Source organism: Streptomyces sp. NPDC055287, assembly GCF_053646035.1.
Map to the genome: position 1 here is coordinate 356,989 of NZ_JBSHNE010000004.1, position 21,611 is coordinate 378,599.

General features: G+C 70.9%; 18 protein-coding genes and 1 riboswitch. Of the genes, 10 read left to right on the forward strand and 8 right to left on the reverse strand.

All coding sequences use genetic code 11. The features are described 5' to 3' along the window. Positions 1-27 precede the first annotated feature (27 nt). Entirely contained in the window at positions 28-1,110 is a 1,083-nt protein-coding gene (locus ACWIHY_RS09710; protein ID WP_454375079.1) for a sugar-binding transcriptional regulator, read from the forward strand. A 163-nt stretch (positions 1,111-1,273) separates the two neighbouring features. Then, positions 1,274-2,716 carry a GuaB1 family IMP dehydrogenase-related protein gene (locus ACWIHY_RS09715; protein WP_454375080.1) on the forward strand — a complete coding sequence of 481 codons (1,443 nt, stop codon included), beginning with the start codon at positions 1,274-1,276 and terminating at the stop codon, positions 2,714-2,716. Positions 2,717-2,795: 79 nt separating this feature from the next. On the opposite strand, the gene ACWIHY_RS09720 is transcribed toward ACWIHY_RS09715, so the two are convergent. Together ACWIHY_RS09720 and ACWIHY_RS09725 are read right to left on the reverse strand one after the other, a co-directional pair. Next, positions 2,796-3,167 (reverse strand): ATP-binding protein, encoded by a 372-nt coding sequence (locus tag ACWIHY_RS09720; RefSeq protein WP_454375081.1) that lies wholly within the window; start codon positions 3,165-3,167, stop codon positions 2,796-2,798. Positions 3,168-3,270: 103 nt separating this feature from the next. Continuing rightward, complete coding sequence (locus ACWIHY_RS09725) at positions 3,271-4,317, reverse strand: GDSL-type esterase/lipase family protein (protein WP_454375082.1); 1,047 nt, start codon at positions 4,315-4,317, stop codon at positions 3,271-3,273. A 375-nt stretch (positions 4,318-4,692) separates the two neighbouring features. Between ACWIHY_RS09725 and ACWIHY_RS09730 the strand changes: the two genes are divergently transcribed. Together ACWIHY_RS09730 and ACWIHY_RS09735 are read left to right on the forward strand one after the other, a co-directional pair. Then, positions 4,693-6,084 (forward strand): amino acid permease, encoded by a 1,392-nt coding sequence (locus tag ACWIHY_RS09730; protein WP_454375132.1) that lies wholly within the window; start codon positions 4,693-4,695, stop codon positions 6,082-6,084. Between the two features lie 10 nt (positions 6,085-6,094). Next, on the forward strand, positions 6,095-6,550 hold the full coding sequence (locus tag ACWIHY_RS09735; protein WP_454375083.1) for an Lrp/AsnC family transcriptional regulator: 456 nt from the start codon (positions 6,095-6,097) through the stop codon (positions 6,548-6,550). On the opposite strand, the gene ACWIHY_RS09740 is transcribed toward ACWIHY_RS09735, so the two are convergent. After that, on the reverse strand, positions 6,547-7,122 hold the full coding sequence (locus ACWIHY_RS09740; RefSeq protein ID WP_454375084.1) for a Repetin: 576 nt from the start codon (positions 7,120-7,122) through the stop codon (positions 6,547-6,549). The two genes, ACWIHY_RS09735 and ACWIHY_RS09740, sit on opposite strands and share 4 nt — an antisense overlap. 322 nt (positions 7,123-7,444) lie before the next feature. Here ACWIHY_RS09740 and ACWIHY_RS09745 point away from each other — a divergent pair, with 322 nt between their 5' ends. Together ACWIHY_RS09745 and ACWIHY_RS09750 are read left to right on the forward strand one after the other, a co-directional pair. Continuing rightward, positions 7,445-8,242, forward strand: coding sequence for a carbon-nitrogen hydrolase family protein (locus ACWIHY_RS09745; RefSeq protein ID WP_454375085.1), 798 nt, complete (start codon positions 7,445-7,447; stop codon positions 8,240-8,242). Between the two features lie 52 nt (positions 8,243-8,294). Then, complete coding sequence (locus tag ACWIHY_RS09750) at positions 8,295-9,986, forward strand: flavin monoamine oxidase family protein (protein WP_454375086.1); 1,692 nt, start codon at positions 8,295-8,297, stop codon at positions 9,984-9,986. Positions 9,987-10,049: 63 nt separating this feature from the next. Here ACWIHY_RS09750 and ACWIHY_RS09755 read toward each other — a convergent pair whose 3' ends face one another. Further along, the gene (locus ACWIHY_RS09755; RefSeq protein WP_454375087.1) at positions 10,050-11,597 is read right to left on the reverse strand and encodes a substrate-binding domain-containing protein; all 1,548 of its coding nucleotides are present in this window, start codon (positions 11,595-11,597) and stop codon (positions 10,050-10,052) included. Positions 11,598-11,749: 152 nt separating this feature from the next. Then, positions 11,750-12,463, reverse strand: a complete 714-nt coding sequence (locus ACWIHY_RS09760; RefSeq protein ID WP_454375088.1) for a DUF5995 family protein — start codon at positions 12,461-12,463, stop codon at positions 11,750-11,752. A 120-nt stretch (positions 12,464-12,583) separates the two neighbouring features. Here ACWIHY_RS09760 and ACWIHY_RS09765 point away from each other — a divergent pair, with 120 nt between their 5' ends. Genes ACWIHY_RS09765 through ACWIHY_RS09775 form a run of 3 tightly spaced genes read left to right on the forward strand, consistent with a single transcriptional unit; the run spans position 12,584 to position 14,787 of the window. Then, entirely contained in the window at positions 12,584-13,804 is a 1,221-nt protein-coding gene (locus tag ACWIHY_RS09765; RefSeq protein ID WP_454375089.1) for a glycoside hydrolase family 6 protein, read from the forward strand. A 45-nt stretch (positions 13,805-13,849) separates the two neighbouring features. After that, complete coding sequence (locus ACWIHY_RS09770) at positions 13,850-14,341, forward strand: MarR family winged helix-turn-helix transcriptional regulator (RefSeq protein WP_454375090.1); 492 nt, start codon at positions 13,850-13,852, stop codon at positions 14,339-14,341. A gap of 2 nt (positions 14,342-14,343) precedes the next feature. Beyond that, positions 14,344-14,787 carry a hypothetical protein gene (locus ACWIHY_RS09775; protein WP_454375091.1) on the forward strand — a complete coding sequence of 148 codons (444 nt, stop codon included), beginning with the start codon at positions 14,344-14,346 and terminating at the stop codon, positions 14,785-14,787. Here ACWIHY_RS09775 and ACWIHY_RS09780 read toward each other — a convergent pair. Together ACWIHY_RS09780 and ACWIHY_RS09785 are read right to left on the reverse strand one after the other, a co-directional pair. After that, positions 14,784-16,163, reverse strand: a complete 1,380-nt coding sequence (locus ACWIHY_RS09780; protein ID WP_454375092.1) for a uracil-xanthine permease family protein — start codon at positions 16,161-16,163, stop codon at positions 14,784-14,786. The two genes, ACWIHY_RS09775 and ACWIHY_RS09780, sit on opposite strands and share 4 nt — an antisense overlap. Before the next feature lie 218 nt (positions 16,164-16,381). Continuing rightward, on the reverse strand, positions 16,382-17,596 hold the full coding sequence (locus tag ACWIHY_RS09785; protein WP_454375093.1) for an MFS transporter: 1,215 nt from the start codon (positions 17,594-17,596) through the stop codon (positions 16,382-16,384). 103 nt (positions 17,597-17,699) lie between these two features. Between ACWIHY_RS09785 and ACWIHY_RS09790 the strand changes: the two genes are divergently transcribed. Then, positions 17,700-18,872 carry an ROK family transcriptional regulator gene (locus tag ACWIHY_RS09790; RefSeq protein ID WP_454375094.1) on the forward strand — a complete coding sequence of 391 codons (1,173 nt, stop codon included), beginning with the start codon at positions 17,700-17,702 and terminating at the stop codon, positions 18,870-18,872. Between the two features lie 62 nt (positions 18,873-18,934). Here ACWIHY_RS09790 and ACWIHY_RS09795 read toward each other — a convergent pair whose 3' ends face one another. Continuing rightward, the gene (locus ACWIHY_RS09795; RefSeq protein ID WP_454375095.1) at positions 18,935-21,259 is read right to left on the reverse strand and encodes a chitinase C-terminal domain-containing protein; all 2,325 of its coding nucleotides are present in this window, start codon (positions 21,257-21,259) and stop codon (positions 18,935-18,937) included. 186 nt (positions 21,260-21,445) lie between these two features. Continuing rightward, positions 21,446-21,576: riboswitch (FMN riboswitch) on the forward strand. Positions 21,577-21,611: the final 35 nt, after the last annotated feature.

Sequence of the window (21,611 nt, forward strand, 5' to 3'; positions counted from 1 at the left end):
TGACAGGATGAACAGCGAGCCCAGAGTGTGAACAGCAGTGAGGAGATCGCGGTGTCTGCAATGTCGGCGGGCCGGTCAGCCCTGCGGATGGGACCCGCAGAGCTGGTCCAGGCGGCGGCCATGGCCCGCCGCTTCTACCTGGAGGGCAAGTCCAAGATCCAGATCGCCGAGGAGTTCGGCGTCAGCCGCTTCAAGGTGGCCAGGGTCCTGGAGACAGCCCTCGAACGCGATCTCGTACGGATCGAGATCAGGGTGCCCGCCGAGCTGGACGCGGAGCGCTCCGACGCGCTGCGCGCCCGCTACGGCCTACGGCACGCGGTCGTCGTCGAGTCCCCGGCCGACGCCACCGAGGACGCCCTCCCCGGATCTCCCGGCTTCGCCGGCAGTGCCCCCACCGACCCGGAGAACCTGGGCGAGGTCGCGGCCGACCTCCTGGGCGAGCTGGTGAACGAGGGCGACGTACTGGGCCTGGCCTGGGGCCGCTCCACGATCCACATGGCGGCGGCCCTGCACCAGCTGCCGCCGTGCACGGTCGTCCAGCTGACCGGCGTGTACGACGCGGGGACGGCGGAGCGCGGCTCGGTCGAGGCGGTGCGCCGCGCGGCGCAGGTCTCCGGTGGCGAGGCGCACCCCATCTACGCGCCGATGCTGCTGCCCGACCCGGCGACCGCGGCGGCCCTGCGCAGCCAGACCGGCATCGCGCGGGCCTTCGAGTACTTCGACAAGGTGACCGTCGCGGCCGTCTCCATCGGCTCTTGGGAGCCGGGCATCTCCACGGTCCACGACATGCTCTCCGACGAGGAGCGCGCGCACTACGCCTCGCTGGGCGTCGCGGCCGAGATGTCCGCTCACCTCTTCGACGCGCAGGGCCGCAGGGTCGGGCGCGACCTGGGCGAGCGGTGCATCACCGTCGAGGCCGACCGGCTGCGGCGCATCCCCGAGGTGGTGGCCATCGCGGGCGGACTGCGCAAGGCGGCCGCCATCGACGCCGTTCTCAGATCGGGCCTGGTGACGAGCCTGGTCACGGACACCGCGGCGGCAGACTTCCTGCTGAGCGAGACGGGCACGGCGCCGAGGCCCGCGCTGGACCGGGCGGACCCCGACGACTGAGCAGGGACCTCTTCGTTCGGAGGATCCGACGAGTGCACCCTCCGCGCCCTGGACGTTCGGCCCGGAGGGTCTTCAGGTGCGCTCATGGGACACTGAAGTACGTGCGTTTTTCCCCGGCTGAAATGCCCGGGGGCCAACTCCGAACGACTGGGATGTTCAGCACGTGCGTTTCCTCAACGATCTGAAGCCGCCGTACGACCTCACGTACGACGACGTATTCATGGTGCCGAGCCGCTCGGCCGTCGGTTCCCGCCAGGCCGTGGACCTCGCGGCCCCCGACGGCACCGGCACCACCATCCCGCTGGTCGTCGCGAACATGACCGCGATCGCCGGCCGCCGCATGGCCGAGACCGTGGCCCGTCGCGGCGGACTCGTCGTCATTCCGCAGGACATCCCGATCGACGTCGTCACCGAGGTCGTCTCCTGGGTGAAGTCGCGTCACCTGGTGCTCGACACCCCGATCGTCCTGGCCCCCTCGCAGACCGTCGCCGACGCACTGTCGCTGCTGCCCAAGCGGGCGCACGGCGCGGGTGTCGTCGTGGACGCCGAGCGCCGTCCCGTCGGCGTCGTCACCGACCACGACCTGACCGGCGTCGACCGCTTCACGCAGCTGTCCGAGGTCATGTCCCGTGACCTGGTCCTGCTGGATGCCGGCATCGACCCGCGCGAGGCCTTCAACCGGCTCGACCACGCCAACCGCAAGTACGCGCCCGCCGTCGACAAGGACGGCCGCCTCGCCGGCGTCCTGACCCGCAAGGGCGCCCTGCGTGCGACGCTCTACACCCCCGCCACCGACGCGGACGGCAAGCTGCGCATCGCGGCGGCCGTCGGCATCAACGGTGACGTCGCCGGCAAGGCCAAGCAGCTGCTCGACGCAGGCGTCGACACGCTCGTCGTGGACACGGCGCACGGCCACCAGGAGTCCATGATCGCCGCGGTCAAGGCCGTGCGCGCCCTCGACCCGCAGGTCCCGATCGTCGCGGGCAACATCGTCGCCGCCGAAGGCGTGCGCGACCTCATCGAGGCCGGCGCGGACATCATCAAGGTCGGTGTGGGCCCCGGCGCCATGTGCACCACCCGCATGATGACCGGCGTGGGCCGGCCGCAGTTCTCCGCCGTCATGGAGTGCGCCGCCGAGGCGAAGAAGTTCGGCAAGCACGTCTGGGCCGACGGTGGCGTCCGCCACCCGCGTGACGTCGCGATGGCGCTCGCCGCCGGCGCGTCCAACGTCATGGTCGGCTCCTGGTTCGCCGGTACGTACGAGTCGCCCGGCGACCTCCAGCACTCGGCCGACGGCCGCGCGTACAAGGAGTCGTTCGGCATGGCCTCCGCGCGCGCCGTGCGCAACCGTACGAGCGAGGAGTCGGCGTACGACCGCGCCCGCAAGGCCTTGTTCGAGGAGGGCATCTCCACCTCGCGCATGTTCCTCGACCCGGTGCGTCCGGGCGTCGAGGACCTGATCGACTCGATCATCGCGGGTGTCCGCTCCTCGTGCACGTACGCCGGTGCCGGCTCGCTCGAGGAGTTCGCCGAGAAGGCGATCGTCGGTATCCAGAGCGCCGCCGGTTACGCCGAGGGCAAGCCGTTGCACGCCAGCTGGAGCTGACGCTCCGGCAGTTGTCACCACCCGGCCGGTTGCCGCTTCCGCGGGGACCGGCCGTCGGCGTGTGGGTCCGTGCGGGCCTCTAGTACGCATCGGCCGGGCGCGCCCAGACCGCCCGGACGCGCTTGCCCCCGGGCAGCGGGCGGACCTCGACCCGGCCGGCGAGCCGCTGCACCATGTGCCAGCCGAATCCGCCGCCGCCCCCGAAGTCCGGTTTGCGGGGCACGGGCGGCTGGTCACTCGAGTCATCGATCTCCACCACCAGTTCCTCCGGCCCGGCGTGGAGGGTGAGGCGCCACCAGCCGGAGGTGTGCCGCACGGCGTTGGCCACCAGCTCGCTGACCACGAGAAGTACGGCGTCGAGGTCGGCCCAGGGGCAGTGCCGGGTCACGTAGTCGGCGGCGGTCTCCCGGGCCGTCGCGGTGTCTTGCCGGGGTGAGTCCAGGACAACCATGGGCGGCTCCTCAGTCATCTACGGCTCACTTACCCGGCCTTGGCCGTCCCATGACCCTCTGGCCCCTCCCGTACTCACGCCGTGGGCGAACACGGCACGTCCGTCAGACGCCCGGCGCCGGGACGAACCCCGCGTCCCGCAGGGCGGCGGCGACCGCATCCGCCATCAGGGCGTGGCCCGCGTCGTTCGGGTGCAGCCCGTCCGCCAGGTGACGCGGGCCGATGAGGTCCCTGCCGGGGAGCAGCGCCAGACGGTCGTCGCCATCGGCGATACGGGCCCGTGTGGCCTCCTCCAGGGCGGTGCGCAGCTCGGCGAGGGTGGCGCCCAGGGCATTGGGGGTCCCCTCCGCCTCGGGGCGCAGCACGGGCGAGAGGACGAGCAACGGGGTGTCCGGATGCCCCTGGCGTACGAGGCCGATGAAGGCCCGCGCCGTCTCGTACAGCAGGGGTGACGAGAAGGGCGTACGGGACCAGCAGTTGGTGCCGAAGGCGAGGGTCAGGACGTCGGCGGGCAGGCCCGCGATCTGCTGGGCGACGGCGAGTTCGCCCCGGCCGGCGCCCGCGTGGCCGAGGTTCACGGCGTCCAGGCCGAGTGCGCGGCCGGCCGCGGCGGGCCAGGCGTGGGCGGGGCGGGTGGACCACCAGCCCTCGGTGATGGAGTCGCCGTGCACCAGCCAGCGGGGCTGCGCCGGGGCAGGGACGATGGCCCCGCCGGCCGGACGCAGCCCGAGGACCTCGGGGCACTGGCTCTCGGGCGGGTGGACGGTGAACCTGCCCGGCCGGTCCGGCAGGCCGATCCGTACGACCGTCTCCTCCTCCGGAGCTTCGGTGACCTCCGTCACGAGGGCGCCGTCGTGCCACAGCGCGAAGGTGTGCGCGAGGTCGCGCAGGGCGTCGCCGGGGCCGGGCAGGGCGGCGCGGTAGCGGATGTCGAGGGCGGTGGCGCCCCGCGCCGTGAACTCCAGCCGTACGCCGACGGGGACGGCGGCGCGCTCGGCGGTGTCCCAGGGCAGCCGGTCCAGATCGGTGGGATCGGCCCGCACGGCGCGGCGGCCGTCGCGCCAGGCGACGCCGCGGAGGAAGGGGGCGGGGTCCAGCCATCCCTCGGAGTCCGTGAAGTCGGTCCCGGCCGCTCGGTCTGTCGTCGTCATGATCGCCTCCGGTCGTCGGTGTGCGTACGGCGGTCACGGGGCCTCCGCCGTACCGGACAAAAGGGATATCGAAAGGTGAGGCGCAACAAAAAGCCATGTGTCGCAGTCGTGCGCAATGATCGTCCGTCGGTACGCAAGGTTGCTGCATTACGGATGTGAACGCGCACCTCGTAGGCTTCGCGCTGTACGTGGAGTGGCGGGGACCGCCTGCTCGGCGGTTCCCGAGCTCGGGGCTGATTTCTGACGCCCCGAGCGGACCGCTGCGGTCGCCGCCTTCCCGATCGGCAGCGATAAGGAGCCACCCCAGTGTTGGACGCAGCGCCACCCGTCACTCCCCACCCGGAATCCGAGCGTCCGCATCTCGGCAACCGGCTGATGCGGCGCAAGCCCGTCGAGCAGCTCGTCGCGGAAGGCGGCCAGGGCGAGGGCGGCTCGCTCCGCCGTTCGCTCACCATGTGGCAGCTGACGATGATCAGCATCGGCGCCACGCTCGGCACCGGGATCTTCGTCGTGCTCGGCGAGGGAACTTCGGTGGCCGGACCCGCCGTTGCGATCTCGTTCGTCATCGCCGGTCTCACCGCCCTCTTCTCGGCGCTCTCCTATGCGGAGCTGGCCGGATCCATACCGGTGTCAGGTTCCTCGTATTCCTACTCGTACGCGACCATGGGCGAGATCGTTGCCTGGATCTGCGGCTGGTGCCTCGTACTCGAGTACGGCGTATCCGTCTCCGCCGTCGCGGTCGGGTGGGGCCAGTACCTCAGTGAGCTGCTTGACGGCACCATCGGCGTCACCATCCCGAAGGCGGTGTCGGCCCCCCTCGGTGAGGGCGGCTTCATCAACCTTCCGGCGCTCCTCGTCGTGCTGCTCGCCATGGTCTTCCTGCTGCGCGGCGCCAAGGAGAGCGCCCGCGTCAACACGATCATGGTTGTCATCAAGATCGCCACGCTGGTGCTGTTCTGCGTGATCGGCTTCATGGGAATCAAGGCGGGCAACTACGCCCCCCTCGCTCCCCTCGGCATCACCGGCATCAGCGCCGCCGCAGCCACCCTGTTCTTCTCTTACATCGGCTTCGACGCCGCCTCGACCGCCGGTGAGGAAGCCAAGAACCCGAAGAGGGACCTGCCGCGCGCGATCATGCTGTCGCTGCTGATCGTCACCGTGTTGTACTGCCTCGTCGCCCTGGTTGCCGTCGGCGCCATGCCGTGGCAGGACTTCGAAGGCACGGACGCGGCCCTTGCCAAGATCATGGAAAACGTAACGGGTCACAGCTTCTGGAGCGTCGTCCTGGCGGCCGGTGCGGTCGTCGCCATCGCAAGCGTCGTCTTCGCCGTCCTGTACGGCCAGACCCGCATCCTCTTCGCCATGTCACGCGACGGTCTGATGCCCAAGGTCTTCGCGAAGGTCGATTCCCGCACCGGCACCCCCAAGGCCAATGTGGTGATCGTGTCGCTCTTCTGCGGCGTCCTCGCGGCCTTCATCCCGCTGGGCGAGCTCGCGAACGCCACCAGCATCGGCACCCTTTTCGCCTTCGCGCTGGTGAACGTCTCCGTGATCATCCTGCGGTACAAGCGGCCGGACATGCCGCGCACGTTCCGCGTCGCCCTGTTCCCGGTGACGCCGATCCTCGGCTTCATCGCCTGCGGTTACAACATGCTCCAGCTCGGCGGGCTCACCTGGCTCTACTTCGGTGGCTGGATGATCGCCGGGCTCGTGTTCTACTTCCTCTACGGCTTGCGCCGCTCCAGTCTGGCCATCGCAGAGAAGTGATCCACCCGTAGTGCGACTGAACGAACTCGACGAACGCATCGTGCACGCTCTCGCTGAGGATGCCCGCCGCAGTTACGCGGACATCGGCTCCGAGGTCGGCCTGTCCGCGCCCGCTGTGAAGCGGCGCGTGGACAGGCTGCGGGCGGAGGGAGCCATCACCGGCTTCACCGTCCGCGTCGACCCGGCCGCCCTCGGCTGGGAGACCGAGGGCTTCATCGAGATGTACTGCCGCCACAACACGTCCCCCGAGGACATCCGTCGTGGCCTGTCGCGCTACCCGGAGGTGGTGTCCGCGTCGACCGTCACCGGCGACGCGGACGCCGTCGTCCAGATCTTCGCCTCCGACATGCGCCATTTCGAGCGGGTCCTGGAGCGGATCGCGGGGGAGCCGTTCGTGGAGCGTACGAAATCGGTGCTCGTACTGTCGCCGCTGCTCAGGCGCTTCTCGTCGGGCTCGCCCGCCTAGCCCTTCGTGGCTGCCTGCTGGTACTCCGGCTGCCAGGGCAGCACCCTGAAGTCGCCCGAGCCCGCCTTGGTCTTCTCGAACGGGGCCGAACTCATGCACTTGGGCAGGTTCTGCTTCGCCACGTCACGGCCGATCCAGCTGTAGCCGAGGCGGTCGTTCCTGCCCTGGTCGTGGACCGAGATCCCGACCCGCTTGCCCTTGTTGTCCAGGTCGGTCTCTGTGATGATCCCCGTCACCACCGCCACCTTCCCGCCGGTCACCAGGCAGTCGACCTTCCCCCTGGCCCAGCCGGACGTGCCGTCCGGGAAGACGTGCTTGAAACGGAACGTGCCGTACGCCTTCTCCGGGTCCACGTTGTCCTTCGCCGCCAGGTGCGCGTCGAAGGTGAACGTGATGTCGTCCCCGGCGGGCCGGTACAGCTTCGCCGTGCCGGTCAGCGCCGCCGCCTCGCGCGCCTTGCCGCGCGGTACGTCGTCTCCGGAGGCGAGCGCGGTGCCGGCGGCTCCGGCGGTGACCAGAAGTGCGGCGCCGAGTGCGGCGATCTTCGTACGGCGGTGGGCGAGGCGGTTCATTTCGGCTCCTTGAAGAGGTGATCCGGCTGTCGTCCGGACGCCCCCAACTCTTCCGCCGGCAACCCGTGCGGGCATCGCGCCGAAGTCGGGATCCCCGCTCCGCCGGGCGGCGGGAAGCCCCGGCCGGGGGTACTCCGCAGGGCGTAGGGACCGTACGACCTCAGGCCCGGCGGCGCACGCGCAATGAATCGCCGCGGACCCCGCTGATTGCGCAACGGATCGACGGTCGGTCCGCAACGCTCGCGCCTTGTCCGGGCGCGCGCGCGGAACGTACCGTCATTACGTCTCCCCGCACGCCCTCCCCACCTGCCCGAGGTCAGCCATGCCGCCGTTGCGCACCGCACTCCTCCAGAGCTCCGGCCGCCCCGGGTCCGTCGTCGAGAACCTGAAGGTCCTCGACGAGGCCGCGGGTCGTGCGGCTGCCGCCGGCGCCGGGCTGCTGGTGTGCCCGGAGATGTTCCTGACCGGCTACGCCATCGGGGCGGACGTGCACCGGCTGGCCGAGCCCGCCGACGGAGAGGCCGCCGACGCCGTCGCCGACATCGCCGTACGCCACGGTCTGGCCGTCCACTACGGCTACCCGGAGCGCGACGGGGAGGCCGTCTACAACTCCGCGCAGCTCATCGGCCCCGACGGCACGCGCCTCGCGAACTACCGCAAGACCCACCTCTTCGGCTGCTTCGAGCAGGAGTGGTTCACGCCCGGCGAGGACGCGGTCGTCCAGGCGGAGCTCGGCGGCCTGACCGTCGGCCTCATGATCTGCTACGACGTGGAATTCCCGGAGAACGTCCGCGCCCACGCGCTCGCGGGCACCGACCTGCTGCTGGTGCCTACCGCACAGATGCACCCGTTCCAGTTCGTCGCCGAGTCCGTGGTCCCGGTGCGGGCCTTCGAGAACCAGATGTACGTCGCCTACGTGAACCGGACCGGCCCCGAAGGCGAGTTCGAGTTCGTCGGCCTCAGCTGCCTGGCCGGTCCCGACGGGGCCTCCCGCGCCCGCGCCGGCCGCGGCGAGGAGCTGGTGTTCGGCGACGCCGACCCGGAGTTCCTGCGGGCCTCGCGCGAGAACAACCCGTACCTGCGCGACCGCCGCCCCGGGCTGTACGCGTCGCTGGCCTGACGCCGCCCCCGCCTCGCCCCTTTTCTTTCGTTTTCGCAAGGAGCCCGACCCCATGACGTCCACGGTGCCCACAGCCGTCCAGCACACCGACGCGCAGCCGCCGATCACCATGTTCGGTCCGGACTTCCCCTACGCGTACGACGACTTCCTCGCGCACCCGGCGGGCCTCGGCCAGATACCGGCGACCGAGCACGGCACCGAGGTCGCGGTCATCGGCGGCGGCCTGTCCGGCATCATCGCGGCGTACGAGCTGATGAAGATGGGCCTCAAGCCCGTCGTCTACGAGGCCGACCAGATCGGCGGCCGGCTGCGCACCGTCGGCTTCGAGGGCTGCGACGAGTCGCTCACGGCCGAGATGGGCGCCATGCGCTTCCCGCCGTCCTCCACGGCGCTCCAGCACTACATCGACCTGGTGGGCCTGGAGACGAAGGCGTTCCCCAACCCGCTGGCCCCCGAGACCCCGTCGACCGTCGTCGACCTCAAGGGCGAGTCGCACTACGCCGTGACCGTCGACGACCTGCCGCAGGTCTACCGCGACGTGATGAACGCCTGGAACGCCTGCCTCGAAGAGGGCGCCGACTTCTCCGACATGAACCAGGCCATGCGGGAGCGCGACGTACCGCGCATCCGTGAGATCTGGGCCGAGCTCGTCGAGAAGCTCGACAACCAGACCTTCTACGGCTTCCTCTGCGAGTCCGAGTCCTTCAAGTCCTTCCGCCACCGCGAGATCTTCGGTCAGGTCGGCTTCGGCACCGGCGGCTGGGACACCGACTTCCCGAACTCCATCCTGGAGATCCTTCGCGTCGTCTACACCGAGGCGGACGACCACCACCGTGGCATCGTCGGCGGCAGTCAGCAGCTCCCCGTCCGGCTGTGGGAGCGCGAGCCGCAGAAGCTCGTGCACTGGCCGCTCGGTACGTCGCTGAAGTCCCTCCACGAGGGCGAGCCGAAGCCCGCCGTGACGCGCCTGCACCGCACGGCCGGCAACCGGATCACCGTCACCGACGCGTCCGGCGACATCCGCACGTACCAGGCGGCGATCTTCACCGCGCAGTCCTGGATGCTGCTGTCCAAGATCGCCTGCGACGACACGCTGTTCCCCATCGACCACTGGACGGCGATGGAGCGCACCCACTACATGGAGTCGTCCAAGTTGTTCGTGCCCGTCGACCGGCCGTTCTGGCTGGACAAGGACGAGGAGACCGGCCGTGACGTCATGTCGATGACGCTCACCGACCGGATGACGCGCGGTACGTACCTGCTGGACGACGGCCCGGACAAGCCGGCCACCATCTGCCTCTCGTACACCTGGTGCGACGACAGCCTCAAGTGGCTGCCGCTGTCCGCCAACGAGCGGATGGAGGTCATGCTGAAGTCGCTCGGCGAGATCTACCCGAAGGTCGACATCCGGAAGCACATCATCGGCAACCCGGTGACGGTCTCCTGGGAGAACGAGCCCTACTTCATGGGCGCGTTCAAGGCGAACCTGCCGGGCCACTACCGCTACCAGCGCCGCCTGTTCACCCACTTCATGCAGGACAGCCTCCCCGAGGACAAGCGCGGCATCTTCCTCGCGGGCGACGACATCTCCTGGACGGCCGGGTGGGCCGAGGGCGCCGTACAGACCGCGCTGAACGCGGTGTGGGGCGTCATGCACCACTTCGGCGGTACGACCGACCCGACGAATCCGGGCCCCGGTGACCTCTACGACGAGATCGCCCCGGTCGAGCTCCCGGAGGACTGACCCGGGTCACCCAGATACGTGCCGCCCGGGGCCGGCCGCGATCCGGCCGGCCCCGGGCGGTCATCAATTGCCCTGCGCCTGGTCTCCGGCGCAGGGCTTCGCCGCTTCCGGGGCGGCGCACGGCAGGTGGCCGTGGGTGCGGATGATGTCCTGGCCGCTGCCGCGCGTCAGGTAGACGAGGAAGCTGGAGACCAGCGAGTCGGCGGGCGGGCTGCCGTACGTGTAGGCGTACTCGATCTCGTGGTACGGGTAGCCGCTGGTCCCGATGTTCTCGATGCTCGGCTCCCGGCCGTCCAGGCGCAGGCGGTGGAGGCCCTTGGGGCCGGTGCCGGAGCGCAGTTCGCTGTAACCGAGAGCGCCCGGGACCGATGCCACCTTGGCCAGCACCTGCTCGGTCGAGTCGAGCTCGCAGCGGATGACGCCGGGCCGCGCGTCGTCCCGGCCGACGCAGTCCTGCGACGAGTTGGCGGGCTCGCCCCTGTCCAGCACTCTGCGCTGGAAGACCTGCCGGGTCCCCGAGTTGGCGTCCCGGCTGACGAGGCGGACCGGCAGATCCGGACCGTCGAGCTCCTTCCAGTTGCGGATGCCGCCGGCGTACAGCCTGCGTATCTGCGCGGTGGTCAGGCCCTTGAGCGGGACCTGGTCATTGAGTACGAGCGCGAACGCGGACACGGCGACGCGGCTCTCGCGCAGCTGGGGATAGCCGTTGGGCTTGCGGCCGTCGGAGAGGGCGATCACCGGTGGCGACCCGTCCCCGGCCGCGCTGCCCGCCTCGTCGAGCGTACGGATTCCGGCCGTACTGCCGTGGGTGTCCACGGTGACCTTCGAACCGGGGCACTCCTGCTCGTACTTCTCGGCCAGTTCCCCGGCGACCGGGGTGAAGGCGGTGGAGCCGGTGACGGTCAGCTCCCCGGTGGCGCATCCCATGGGCGGCGGGTCCGGACTGTCGCGCAGGACGGTCAGGCCGGCGAGGGCGACGACGCAGACGGCGAGGGCGAAGATGAGGGCGCGGGCCGGCCTGCCGAAGAGCGGTGGCTTGTCGTCCGGGGTGGTGCTCTTGTTCGGCATCACCTCGCCGTCCTGGATGCCGCCGGTCACCCGGACCGTACTGCCGACGCCGCCTCCGCCGAGCAGGACGAGGAGTTTGTAGTGCTGGCCCCGGTTGAGGGGGACCTTCGGGAGGTGGACCCGGTTCAGGTGGTGGCGCATCCCGGCCTCGGGGGTGAAGTGCGCCATCAGATGGGCGTGTTCGGGGTTGGGCTGGGTGACCGCCAGGCCGCGGACCGTGCGGTCGGTGAAGTGGACGGTGAGGCCGTGGGTGTCGGGGCCGGTGTAGTCGGTGGCCGAGATGCCCTGCGCGCCGTCGTTCTCGATACGCAGCAGGACGAGGGTGGCGTTGGACATGTCGGGGGAGTCGTCGAACAGGCCGAGCCGCACGGTGTCGTGACCGTTGCGCGCGTCGCCGCCGATCGGGGTGTCCATCTGTACGCGGTAACCGATCCGCTTGCGGCGGGGGACCCGGCGCTCGTACCAGAAGGGGCCGACCGCGGCCGCCACACCCACCACCGCGGTGAGCAGAGCCACCACATTCTCGGGGTTCAACCACTTCACGTGTGTCCTCGCCCAGCCGGCCGGTGCACGCCCGTTCGCGCGCTTGTGCGGGTCAGGGTAGGGCGGGGCGCGGGGTGGCAACGGGGTCTCGGGCTGTCCGACGGACGCTGTTCACCGCGGCTTCACCGATGCGGCGCCCGAGAGCCCCGGGATCAGTCGCCGCAGGGCAGCGGCGTCAGCAGCATCCGCCCGACCAGTCCCACCCCCGCGTCCAGGCGGTCGGTGAAGTCCTCGGCCACATCGGGCAGTTCGCGCAGCCGCCACAGGAGCCGGGCGGCGGACCAGGCGGCGTCGCGGGCCCGCTCCAGGCTCCACGAGCCGAGCAGATGCGTCAGCGGATCGGCGATCTCCAGCAGATCGGGCCCCGGCATCAGCTCCTCGCGGATCCGCTCCTCCAGCGCCACGAGGGTGTCGCCCACCCGGTCGAAGTCCCCCTCCAGCTCGGCGGGCCGGCAGCCGAGCGCGTGACAGGTGTCGACCACGGCAAGCGCCAGGTCGTGCCCGATGTGCGCGTTGATCCCGGCAAGCGCGAACTGCAGCGGCCGTACGCCGGGATGGCGCCGGTACTGCAGCAGGGGCCGCCAGCAGGCGGGGCCCCGGTGCCCCGCCGACGAGGCGTCGACGGCGGTCAGGTAGCGCTCGGCGAAGAGCACATCGAGGGTTGCGGCGGTGCGGGCGTCGGGGAACAGGCCGCGTTCGATGCGCCGGTCGATCTCCTCGGTGACCGCCAGGTAGACCCGGTTGAACACCGCGAGACCGTCCGACGCCGGCCAGTCGCAGCGGAAGGAACGCATCCGCGCCACCACGATGTCGACCGAGTTCCGGGAGCGGTCCGTCTGAGCTGGGAAGTGCTCGATCTGCGCCATACGGGCAGCGTCGCAGCCCTAGGCTTTGCCCCGGGTGCCGTGGGCGAGGGCTTCCCCAGAACGGGGGAACGAACCGCGTCGCAGGCGCCGGGGGATCGGCCGTCTGGGGGGAGAGCCAGGGTGCCAGGCTTACGTGCGCAGCGCCGGATCGAGCGGGCCGAGCGGCGGCGCGCCAGACGCCGTACCGCGATGGCCGCCGTCGCTTCGGCGGTCGTCGCGGTCGGAACGGTGACGGGCGTGATGTCCGCGGTGGCGGGCGAGGAGGACCGGAGGGACACGGCGAGGCCCGAGACGACCAGAACACCGGTCCCCGGGCCGTTGCCCGCGCGCCCGAGCCCGTCGGTGACGCCTTCAATGAAGGCGTCGGCCCCGGCGCCGCGCACTTCCCCGAAGCCGGCCGCGCCCTCGCCGTCCACACCGCCGCGGTCGGCGAAGCCCACGAGGAAACCGGCGTCGCCGCCGCAGGAGCCGCCTCCGGCAGCGGCCCTCTACCGGCATCCCGAATCCCAGGTGCTCGACTGGGTCAGGGCCAACCGCGACGACCCGAGGCACCCGCTCATCAAGTCCCGGATCGCCGACCGGCCCGCCGCCGTGTGGTTCGCGGCGTACAACCCGGGCGCCGTCACCGCGCAGGTCAGGGCCGTCACTTCGGCGGCCCAAAGCGCGGGACGGGTCCCGGTCCTGGTGCCGTACGCGGTACCCGACCGGGACTGCGGAGGTGCGTCCCAGGGCGGTGCGCCGGACCTCGGGGCGTACGACGACTGGATCGCGGACTTCGCGGCAGGGCTCGGCGGCGGCGAGGTCATCGTCGTCCTGGAGCCCGATTCGATCGCCCTCTCCGACTGCCTCTCCGCGCGCGAGCGGGCGGCGCGGTTCGCCTCGCTGGCCCGCGCGGGCCGCACCCTGCACGCCGCGAACCCCCGGGCGAAGGTCTACTTCGACGCGGGGCACTCCGGGTGGCACTCCGCCGAGAAGCAGGCCGCCGCCCTGCGTGCGGCGGGCGCCAGGTCGAACAGCGACGGCATCTTCACCAACGTCTCCAACTTCCACCGCACCGCCGACGAGGCGGCCTACGCCCGGCGCGTCCTCGCCGCGCTCGGCGGCCCCGCGGGGCTCGGCGCGGTCATCGACACCAGCAGGAACGGCAACGGCCCGCCGGCCGAGGGGCAGTGGTGCGACCCCGCGGGCCGGGCCCTCGGCCGGGCACCGACGACACGGACCGGTGAGGCGAGGGTCGACGCATACCTGTGGATCAAACTGCCGGGGGAGTCCGACGGCTGCAAGGGGGCGGCGGGTACGTTCACCCCGGACTACGCCTACCAGCTGGCGCGGGGTGACTGAGAAAAATACTAGCCATGTACATAGTCGCCATGTACTGTATTTCCCATGAGCGCAGCTTCCGAGGGCCCGACCCCCGGCTTCCTGGTCTGGCGACTGTCGATGAAATGGCGTGTGGCCGTGGACCGGGCCCTCGCACCGCTGGGCCTGACCCACGCGCAGTACTCGCTGCTGGCGTCGCTGCTCGACATGGAACATGCCGGGCAGCGGCCGAGTCAGCGACAACTCGCCGACCACACGGGCCTCGAGGCGCTGTATGTCTCGAAGCTGGCCCGCGCGCTGGAGACCGCCGGTCTCCTCGCGCGTACCCGGGACGCCTCCGACACCCGCGCGGTCCGGCTGGAACTCACCGGCCGGGGCCGTGAGGTCACCGGCCGCGCCGTCGGCGTCGTACAGCGGCTCGTCGACCAGCTCCTGGCGCCGCTCGGCGGCCTGGAGGGGGATCGCACCGAGGTGCTGGTCCGGGAGCTGACGGCACTGATCGACGTACCGCTGGACGCGTCTCCCGACGTGTCGCCCATCCCACCGACCGAGGAGTAGCCATGTCCGCAGCCCCGACCGTCAACGGCCAGATCATCGGCCAGGCCCACTACGCCACGCGCGCCGTCCTGGAACGGCACCTGGCCCGCACCGGCACCACCTTCCACCAGGCCCTGGCGCTCAACGCCACGGCGGACAGCGGCGCGGGCATCGACCGCGGCCGCCTCGTCGGCCGGATGACGGGGACGCTGAAGATCGATGACGCGACGGCCCTGGCGACGATCGCCGAACTGACCGCGTCGGTGCTGGTGGAGGCGGTGCCCGGCGACGAGTGCCGTATCCGGCTCACGGACGCGGGACAGGAACTGCACCGTTCGATCCGTACCGCCGTCGGCGAGATCACGGCGCGGCTGTACGACGGTTTCGAGCCGGACGAGATGGCGGCCGCGGGCCGCCTGCTGACCGCCCTGACGGCCCGCGCCAACGCCGAACTGGCCGACGCCTAGACCTTGGTGGTGTCGTACGTCGAGGTGCCCGCGTCCAGCAGCGGTTCCTGCTCCTTGAGGTGGGCGGGGGCGAGGGCGCGGAGCGCGTGGTAGCCGGTGATCACGACGATCGTGCCCAGCGCGATACCGCTCAGCTCGAAGTTGTCGGTGATCTTCAGACTGACGCCGCCGACGCCGATGATGATGCCTGCGGCGGCCGGCACCAGATTGAGCGGATTGCGCAGGTCTACGCGGGCGTTGAGCCAGATCTGGGCGCCGAGCAGGCCGATCATGCCGTACAGGATGACGGTGATGCCGCCGAGCACACCGCCGGGGATCGCCGCGACGACCGCGCCGAACTTGGGGCAGAGCCCGAAGAGCAGCGCGAAACCGGCGGCGGCCCAGTAGGCGGCAGTGGAGTAGACGCGCGTGGCCGCCATGACGCCGATGTTCTCGGAGTACGTGGTGTTGGGCGGCCCGCCGACCGCGGTGGACAGCATGGACGCGGCGCCGTCGGCGGCGATGGCGGTGCCGAGCTTGTCGTCCAGGGAGTCGCCGGTCATCTCACCGACGGCCTTCACGTGGCCGGCGTTCTCGGCGATCAGGGCGATGACGACGGGCAGCGCGACGAGGATCGCCGACCACTCGAAGCTCGGCGCGTGGAAGGAGGGGAGACCGATCCAGTCGGCCCGGCCGACCGCGGACAGGTCGAGGCGCCAGTGGACGACGGCCTCCGGGCCGCCCACAGTCGAGTGGATCTTGCCGAAGAGCCGGTCGAAGACCCAGGAGATCGCGTACCCGAAGAGCAGGCCGAGGAAGATCGCGACGCGTGAGAAGAAACCGCGCAGGCAGACGACGGCAAGCCCGGTGAAGAGCATCACCAGCAGCGCCGTCCACTGGTCCTGCGGCCAGTACGTCGCCGCCGTGACCGGGGCCAGGTTGAAACCGATCAGCATGACGACCGCGCCCGTGACGACCGGTGGCATCGCTGCGTGGATGATGCGGGCGCCGAATTTCTGGACGGCGAGACCGGCGAGGAAGAGCGCCGCGCCGACGACGAGGACCGCGCCGGTGACCGTGGCGCTGTCGCCGCCGGAGGCGCGGATGGCGGCGGCCACGCCGACGAAGGAGAGGGAACAGCCGAGGTAGCTCGGTACGCGGCCGCGGGTGGCCAGGAGGAAGATCACCGTGGCGACGCCGGACATCATGATGGCGAGGTTGGGGTCGAGCCCCATCAGCACCGGGGCGACGAACGACGCCCCGAACATGGCCACCACGTGCTGGGCGCCGAGCCCGGCCGTACGGGGCCAGGAGAGGCGCTCGTCGGGGCGTACGACGGCGCCCGGGGCGGGGGTCCGCCCGTCGCCGTGCAGGGTCCAGCGCACCCCGAGGTTCATTGTGGCTCCCGTACAGACAAATTCGGTCAGAAATGATCCCGGCAATGCTAAGGCCGAAAATGGCCGGTACTGGCCGCGGGGAGGGGGCCGGGATGTGTGGCCGACGGGTGTGGTCCGGCTCCCCCCGGACCCCGTTCCTCCAACGCCGGCGGGGCTGAACGCGAGCGGCAGCAGGGAAGGGGCGGCTCGGAGGAAAGGCCCCCGCAGGCACGCGGCCCCTAGTCCTTCGCCGCCGCCGGGGCCTCCGCCTTGCTCCGGGCGCCCGCCGAGACCCGTCCCGCCCCGCGCAGCACCCCCGCCCCCACCACCAGACCGAACGCCAGCACCGTCACCAGCCCGAACGACACCACCAGCGACGTCGCGTCCGCGACCGCGCCGATCGCCGACGGGGCGATCAGGCCCGAGGTGTACGTGATCGTCGCGACGCCCGCGATCGCCTGGCTCGGGTTCGAACCACTGCGCCCCGCCGCGGCGAAGGCCAGCGGTACGACCACCGCGACCCCGAGCCCGATCAGCGCGAAGCCGGCCATGGCGAGCGCCGGGTGGGGCGCGGCCACCACCAGTACGCCACCGGCCGTCGCCGCCACGCCGCCCACCCGGACCGTACGTACCGGACCGAACCGGTCGACCACCCGGTCCCCGGCCAGTCGCGCCACCGCCATCGTCAGCGCGAACGCGGTCGTCGAGGCCGCCGCGACGCCCGGCGAGGTGTCCAGCACGTCCCGCAGATAGACCGCCGACCAGTCCAGGCTCGCCCCCTCCGCGAAGACCGCGCAGAACCCGATCGCGCCGATCACCAGCGCCGACCTGGGCGGCAGCGCGAAGCGCGGCGGAGCCTCCGCGCCCGGCGCGCTCCGCAGGTCGATCACCCCCTGGCAGGCGACCAGCCCGAGCACGGTCAGCGCCACGGCCGCCAGCGTGTGGTGCAGCCGCGCGTCGCTGCCCAGGTGGGCGGCGACCGTTCCGGCCGCCGAGCCGATCAGCGCTCCCGCGCTCCACATGCCGTGAAGCCCGGACATGATCGACTTGTCGATCCGGTTCTCGACCTCGACGCCGAGCGCGTTCATCGCCACGTCCGACATCCCCGCCGCCGCGCCGTACGCGGACAACGCGGCGCACAGCGTCAGCAGATCCGGCGCGAGCGCGGGCAGGATCAGGGACAGCGTCCACAGCACCAGCAGCCCGCGCAGCGCGGCCCGCGCCCCGAACCGGTGGCTGATCGCGCCCGCCAGCGGCATCGCCACCGAGGCGCCGATCGCCGGGAAGGCCAGGGCCAGGCCGAGCTGTCCCGCGCTGACGCCGGTGTGGTCCGCGATCCACGGGATACGGGTGGCGAAACTGCCGGTGACCGCCCCGTGCACACAGAAAACGGCGGCCACGGCATACCGTGCCCGCTGCAACTGCTGCTGACTGAAGACCGTTTCGCCCGGCATCCGTCGCGTCCTCCCCGTCGCCCCGTGCTTCCAGCGTGTCGGAATAAACTATCAGGAACCCTGCCTGATAAATAGAAGGCGTCAGTCTGAGAGGATCCGTGGCATGCCCGCCTCACCGAGCACCGCCCGGGCCATCAACGACCGCTTCGCCCTCAAGCTGCTCCAGGACGAGGGCCCGTTGACGGCAGGACAGCTCAAAACGCTGACCGGACTCTCCCGCCCCTCCGTCGCCGACCTGGTCGAACGGCTGCAGGGTGCGGGCCTGATCGCGGTGGTGGGGGAGACCGGCGCACAGCGCCGCGGCCCGAACGCGCGGCTGTACGGCATCGTGGCGGACCGCGCGCACCTCGCCGCGCTCGACGTACGGACCCAGGGGGTCTCGGTCGTCGTGGCCGACCTGCTCGGTACGACTCTCGCCGAGGCGACGCTGCCGATCGACGGCGACGCGACCGGCACCGGACCCGCCGTCGAGCAGGCGGTGGCCCTCCTGGAACGCACCGCCCGCGAGGCCGGCGCGGCCCGGCTGCACAGCGTGGGGATCGGCGCCCCCGGTCTGATCGACCCGGCGACCGGGGAACTGCGTGACACCACAGGCCTCCCCGCCTGGCACCGCAGGCTGGTCGCCGCCCTCCAGGAGCGGCTCCCCGCCAGGGTGCTCGTGGAGAACGAGACCAACCTCGCCGCCGTCGCGGAGCAGCGGCTCGGCGCGGCCCGCGACCGCGAGACCTTCGTACTGCTCTGGCTCGGCCACGGCGTCGGCGCGGCGCTCGTGCTCGACGGCAAGCTGCGCCGCGGGGCCTCGGGAGGCGCCGGTGAGATCGGCTTCCTGCCGGTGCCGGGCACCGTGGGGCTTCCCTCGGCGACGGACTGCGGAGGCGGATTCCATTCGCTGGTCGGCGGCGCCGCGATCGGCGAACTCGCCGCCCGTCACGGCCTGGTGACCGCAGGGGACCCTTCCGCCGCCGCGGGTGTACGGGCGGCCCTCGCGGCGGAGCGGCGCGGCGAGCCCTTCCTGGACGCCCTCGCCGACCGCCTGGCCGTCGGCGCGGCGTCCGTCACCGCCGTACTCGACCCGGGCTGCGTCCTCCTGGGCGGCGAGACCGGCCATACGGGCGGCGCGGCCCTCGCCGACCGCGTCGCCGGCAGGCTGGCCGCGATGTCGCCGCTGCGCACGGAGGTGCGGGCCGGGGAACTGGGCGACGCGGCGGTGCTCCAGGGCGCGCTGCTCGCAGCGCGGGACGCCGCCCAGGACGACGTGTTCGCCCATCGGGGCTGAGAGGCGGAGACCCGGCGGCGGGAAGGGCCGGTCACCGCCGCCGGGCGTTCGACGGGGGCGGGTCAGCAGGCTCCGAGGTCCTGCCACACACCCCACCCACCGGTAGTACCCGGCTCTTCGCCCTTCGTCCACCACTTGGACTTCCACTGGTGCGACTTGTGGGCGACGGTCGTACCGCTGCCGTACTCGGACGAGGCGCTCCACACGGGCGCGGAGCACGGCCCGCCCGGGCTCGGGGTGGGGCTGGGGTCCGGACCGGGACCGGTCCCCGGGTCGAGCACCGTCGTGCCGCGCGCCAAGTCCCCTGCCAGGGCGTAGGACTGGCCGCCGACGGTCACCGTCCAGTTGGACGGCGTCGACGTCGGCAGGTAGTAGACGAAGTCCAGCTCGACCGAGGCGCCCGGCGCGAGCGTCTGCCAGCCCGGCAGCTTCAGCGAGACGCGGTTGTAGTCGCCTTTCAGGCCACCGATGTTGTTGGCGGCGGTGTGGTCGCTGCGCACGATCCTCGTGTTGAAGCCGGACTGGTCCTTGGCGTTGGCGGGCGCCGAGGTCGCGTAGTCGAACTGGAACTCCGTACCACCGGGCAGGGTCGCCTTCGAGTTGTTCGTGATCTTCAGTTTGGGGCTGATGGGGTAGTTGGAGTCCCCGAGCGGGAACTGCCCGAAGTCCACACCGATGTCGAGTGCCTGCGCCGGCAGCTCGACGGTGGAGCGCTTCGCGCCGTAGGGCGAGGCCGACTTGAACTTCTCGTACATCGCTGTCGTCAGCGAGTCGCCGATCTCGTACTGGCCCTTGGCCGCGTTCCAGTCGTAGTCGCCCGCCAGCTCCCAGACCATCGTGCCGCCGATGCCCTTGTCCACCACGTAGTCGGCCTTGGCCTTGACGGACTGCTCGTCCTCGGTCGACAGGAAGACCTTCTTCTCCGCGTTCCACAGCCAGGGCGCGACGAGCGTCGAGTCGTACTTGCGGGCGTACGTGCCGGTCAACTTGGTGTCGGCGGGGAAGCCGTACCTGGTGACGTAGTCCCCGACGACGCCCTTCTCCAGGTTCTTCGCGTGCCACATCGGGTTGGATCCGGCCGGGGACTCCTTGCCCGCCGTGTCCTTGTCGTGCCAGAGGTTGTCGATACCCGAAGCGCCGTCGCCGCACTTGGTCAGACCCGCGCCGGCCGGGCAGTTCGTCGAAGGCGCCTTGCCCCAGAGACCGTCCGTGCCGCCCTGCACGTTCTTGTGGCCGCGGGTGTAGTACGGCAGACCGATGTTGATGCGGCCGGCCGGCATCGAGCCGCGGAAATAGTGATACGCCCAGTCGGTGTTCAGATATCCGACCCCGCCGTACTGCGCGGTGGCATACACACCGGCGGCCGCCAGTTCGGCGTCCTTGCCGTCGTCGAAGAGCGAGGCGTTGGGGCCGACGTATTCGTTCCAGGCGCCGTGCAGGTCGTACGACATGATGTTGACGTAATCCAGGTATTTCTGGACCTGGAAGGTCTCCATGCCGCGCAGCAGATAGCCCGACGAGGGCGCGGCCACGGTCAGCAGGTAGTGCTTCCCGTCGGCGTCCCCCGCCCGGTCGAGCTTCTCGCGCAGCGTCTTCATCAGCGCCGCGTAGCCCTTGACCAGACCGGCCCGGCGCGCGTTCGAGTACGAGAAGTCCAGCGGATTGCCCGCGTCCTTCATCGTCGTCGGGTACTCGTAGTCGATGTCGACGCCGTTGAATCCGTACTTCTTGATGAAGGCGACCGTCGAGTCCGCGAACGTGTCGATGCCCGCCTGGTTGACCGAGCCGTCCGCGTTGGTCGCCATCGCGTAGAACCCGCCGGAATTCACCCGGTCGCCGTTGTCGGCGAAATACCCGCCGGTCTCGGCCCAGCCGCCCACCGAGACAAGCGTCTTGACGTCCGGGTGCTGCTTCTTGAATTTGCTCAGCAGATTGAAATGGCCCTTGTAGCCGTACGCCGGGTCCATCTCCGCACCGGCCACGCCCGGCCAGGTCATCCCGGTCGCGGCGTTCTTCTCGCCGTCGGAGCCGACCGAGATCTTGTGGTCGCTCCTGATGTGCGCGAAAGCGTAGTTGAGGTGGGTGACCTTGTCCCACGGGATGTCGGAGGCCAGGTACGCGGGCTCGCCGTTCTTGCCCGTACGCCAGCCGGTGAAGTAGCCGATGACGCGGCGCTTGTGGTCGGCGCCCATCTTCTCGCGGCCCTCGGCGTCGTAGACGGAGCAGTACGGGACGTCCACGCCCGGGGTCTTGTACAGCCCGTCGGGACGACAGGACTCGTTGTCGGCGGCGTGCGAGACGCCTCCGGCGAGTGAACTGAGCAGGAGACCGGCGACGGTTGCGCCGGCGGCGAGCAGGGAGGTTCTCGCTCGGGTGGGGGACAGCACGGTCTGTTCCTCCTGGGGAGGTCGGCCTGGCACAGCGAACGGTGGGTGATCGTCCTGTGGCGCAGACGTTAAGAGGACTAGACCAGAGCGGTCAATAGGTATGGACCAATCTCCTGTGAGCCGGGCCACAGGAAATCGGATGCGTGGCACCACGCCGGGCGTGGCACACTGACCCTGTACCAGCAGCAGCGCACTCCGGGGTCGGTGTAATTCCGAACCGGCGGTTATAGTCCGCGACCCGGTCACCTCCAGTGGCCGGTTGAACAGGTGAAATTCCTGTACCGACGGTGAAAGTCCGGATGGGAGGCAGTGCGCGGCGGGCCGTCACAGGTCATGGGTACGCCGCTGTCGG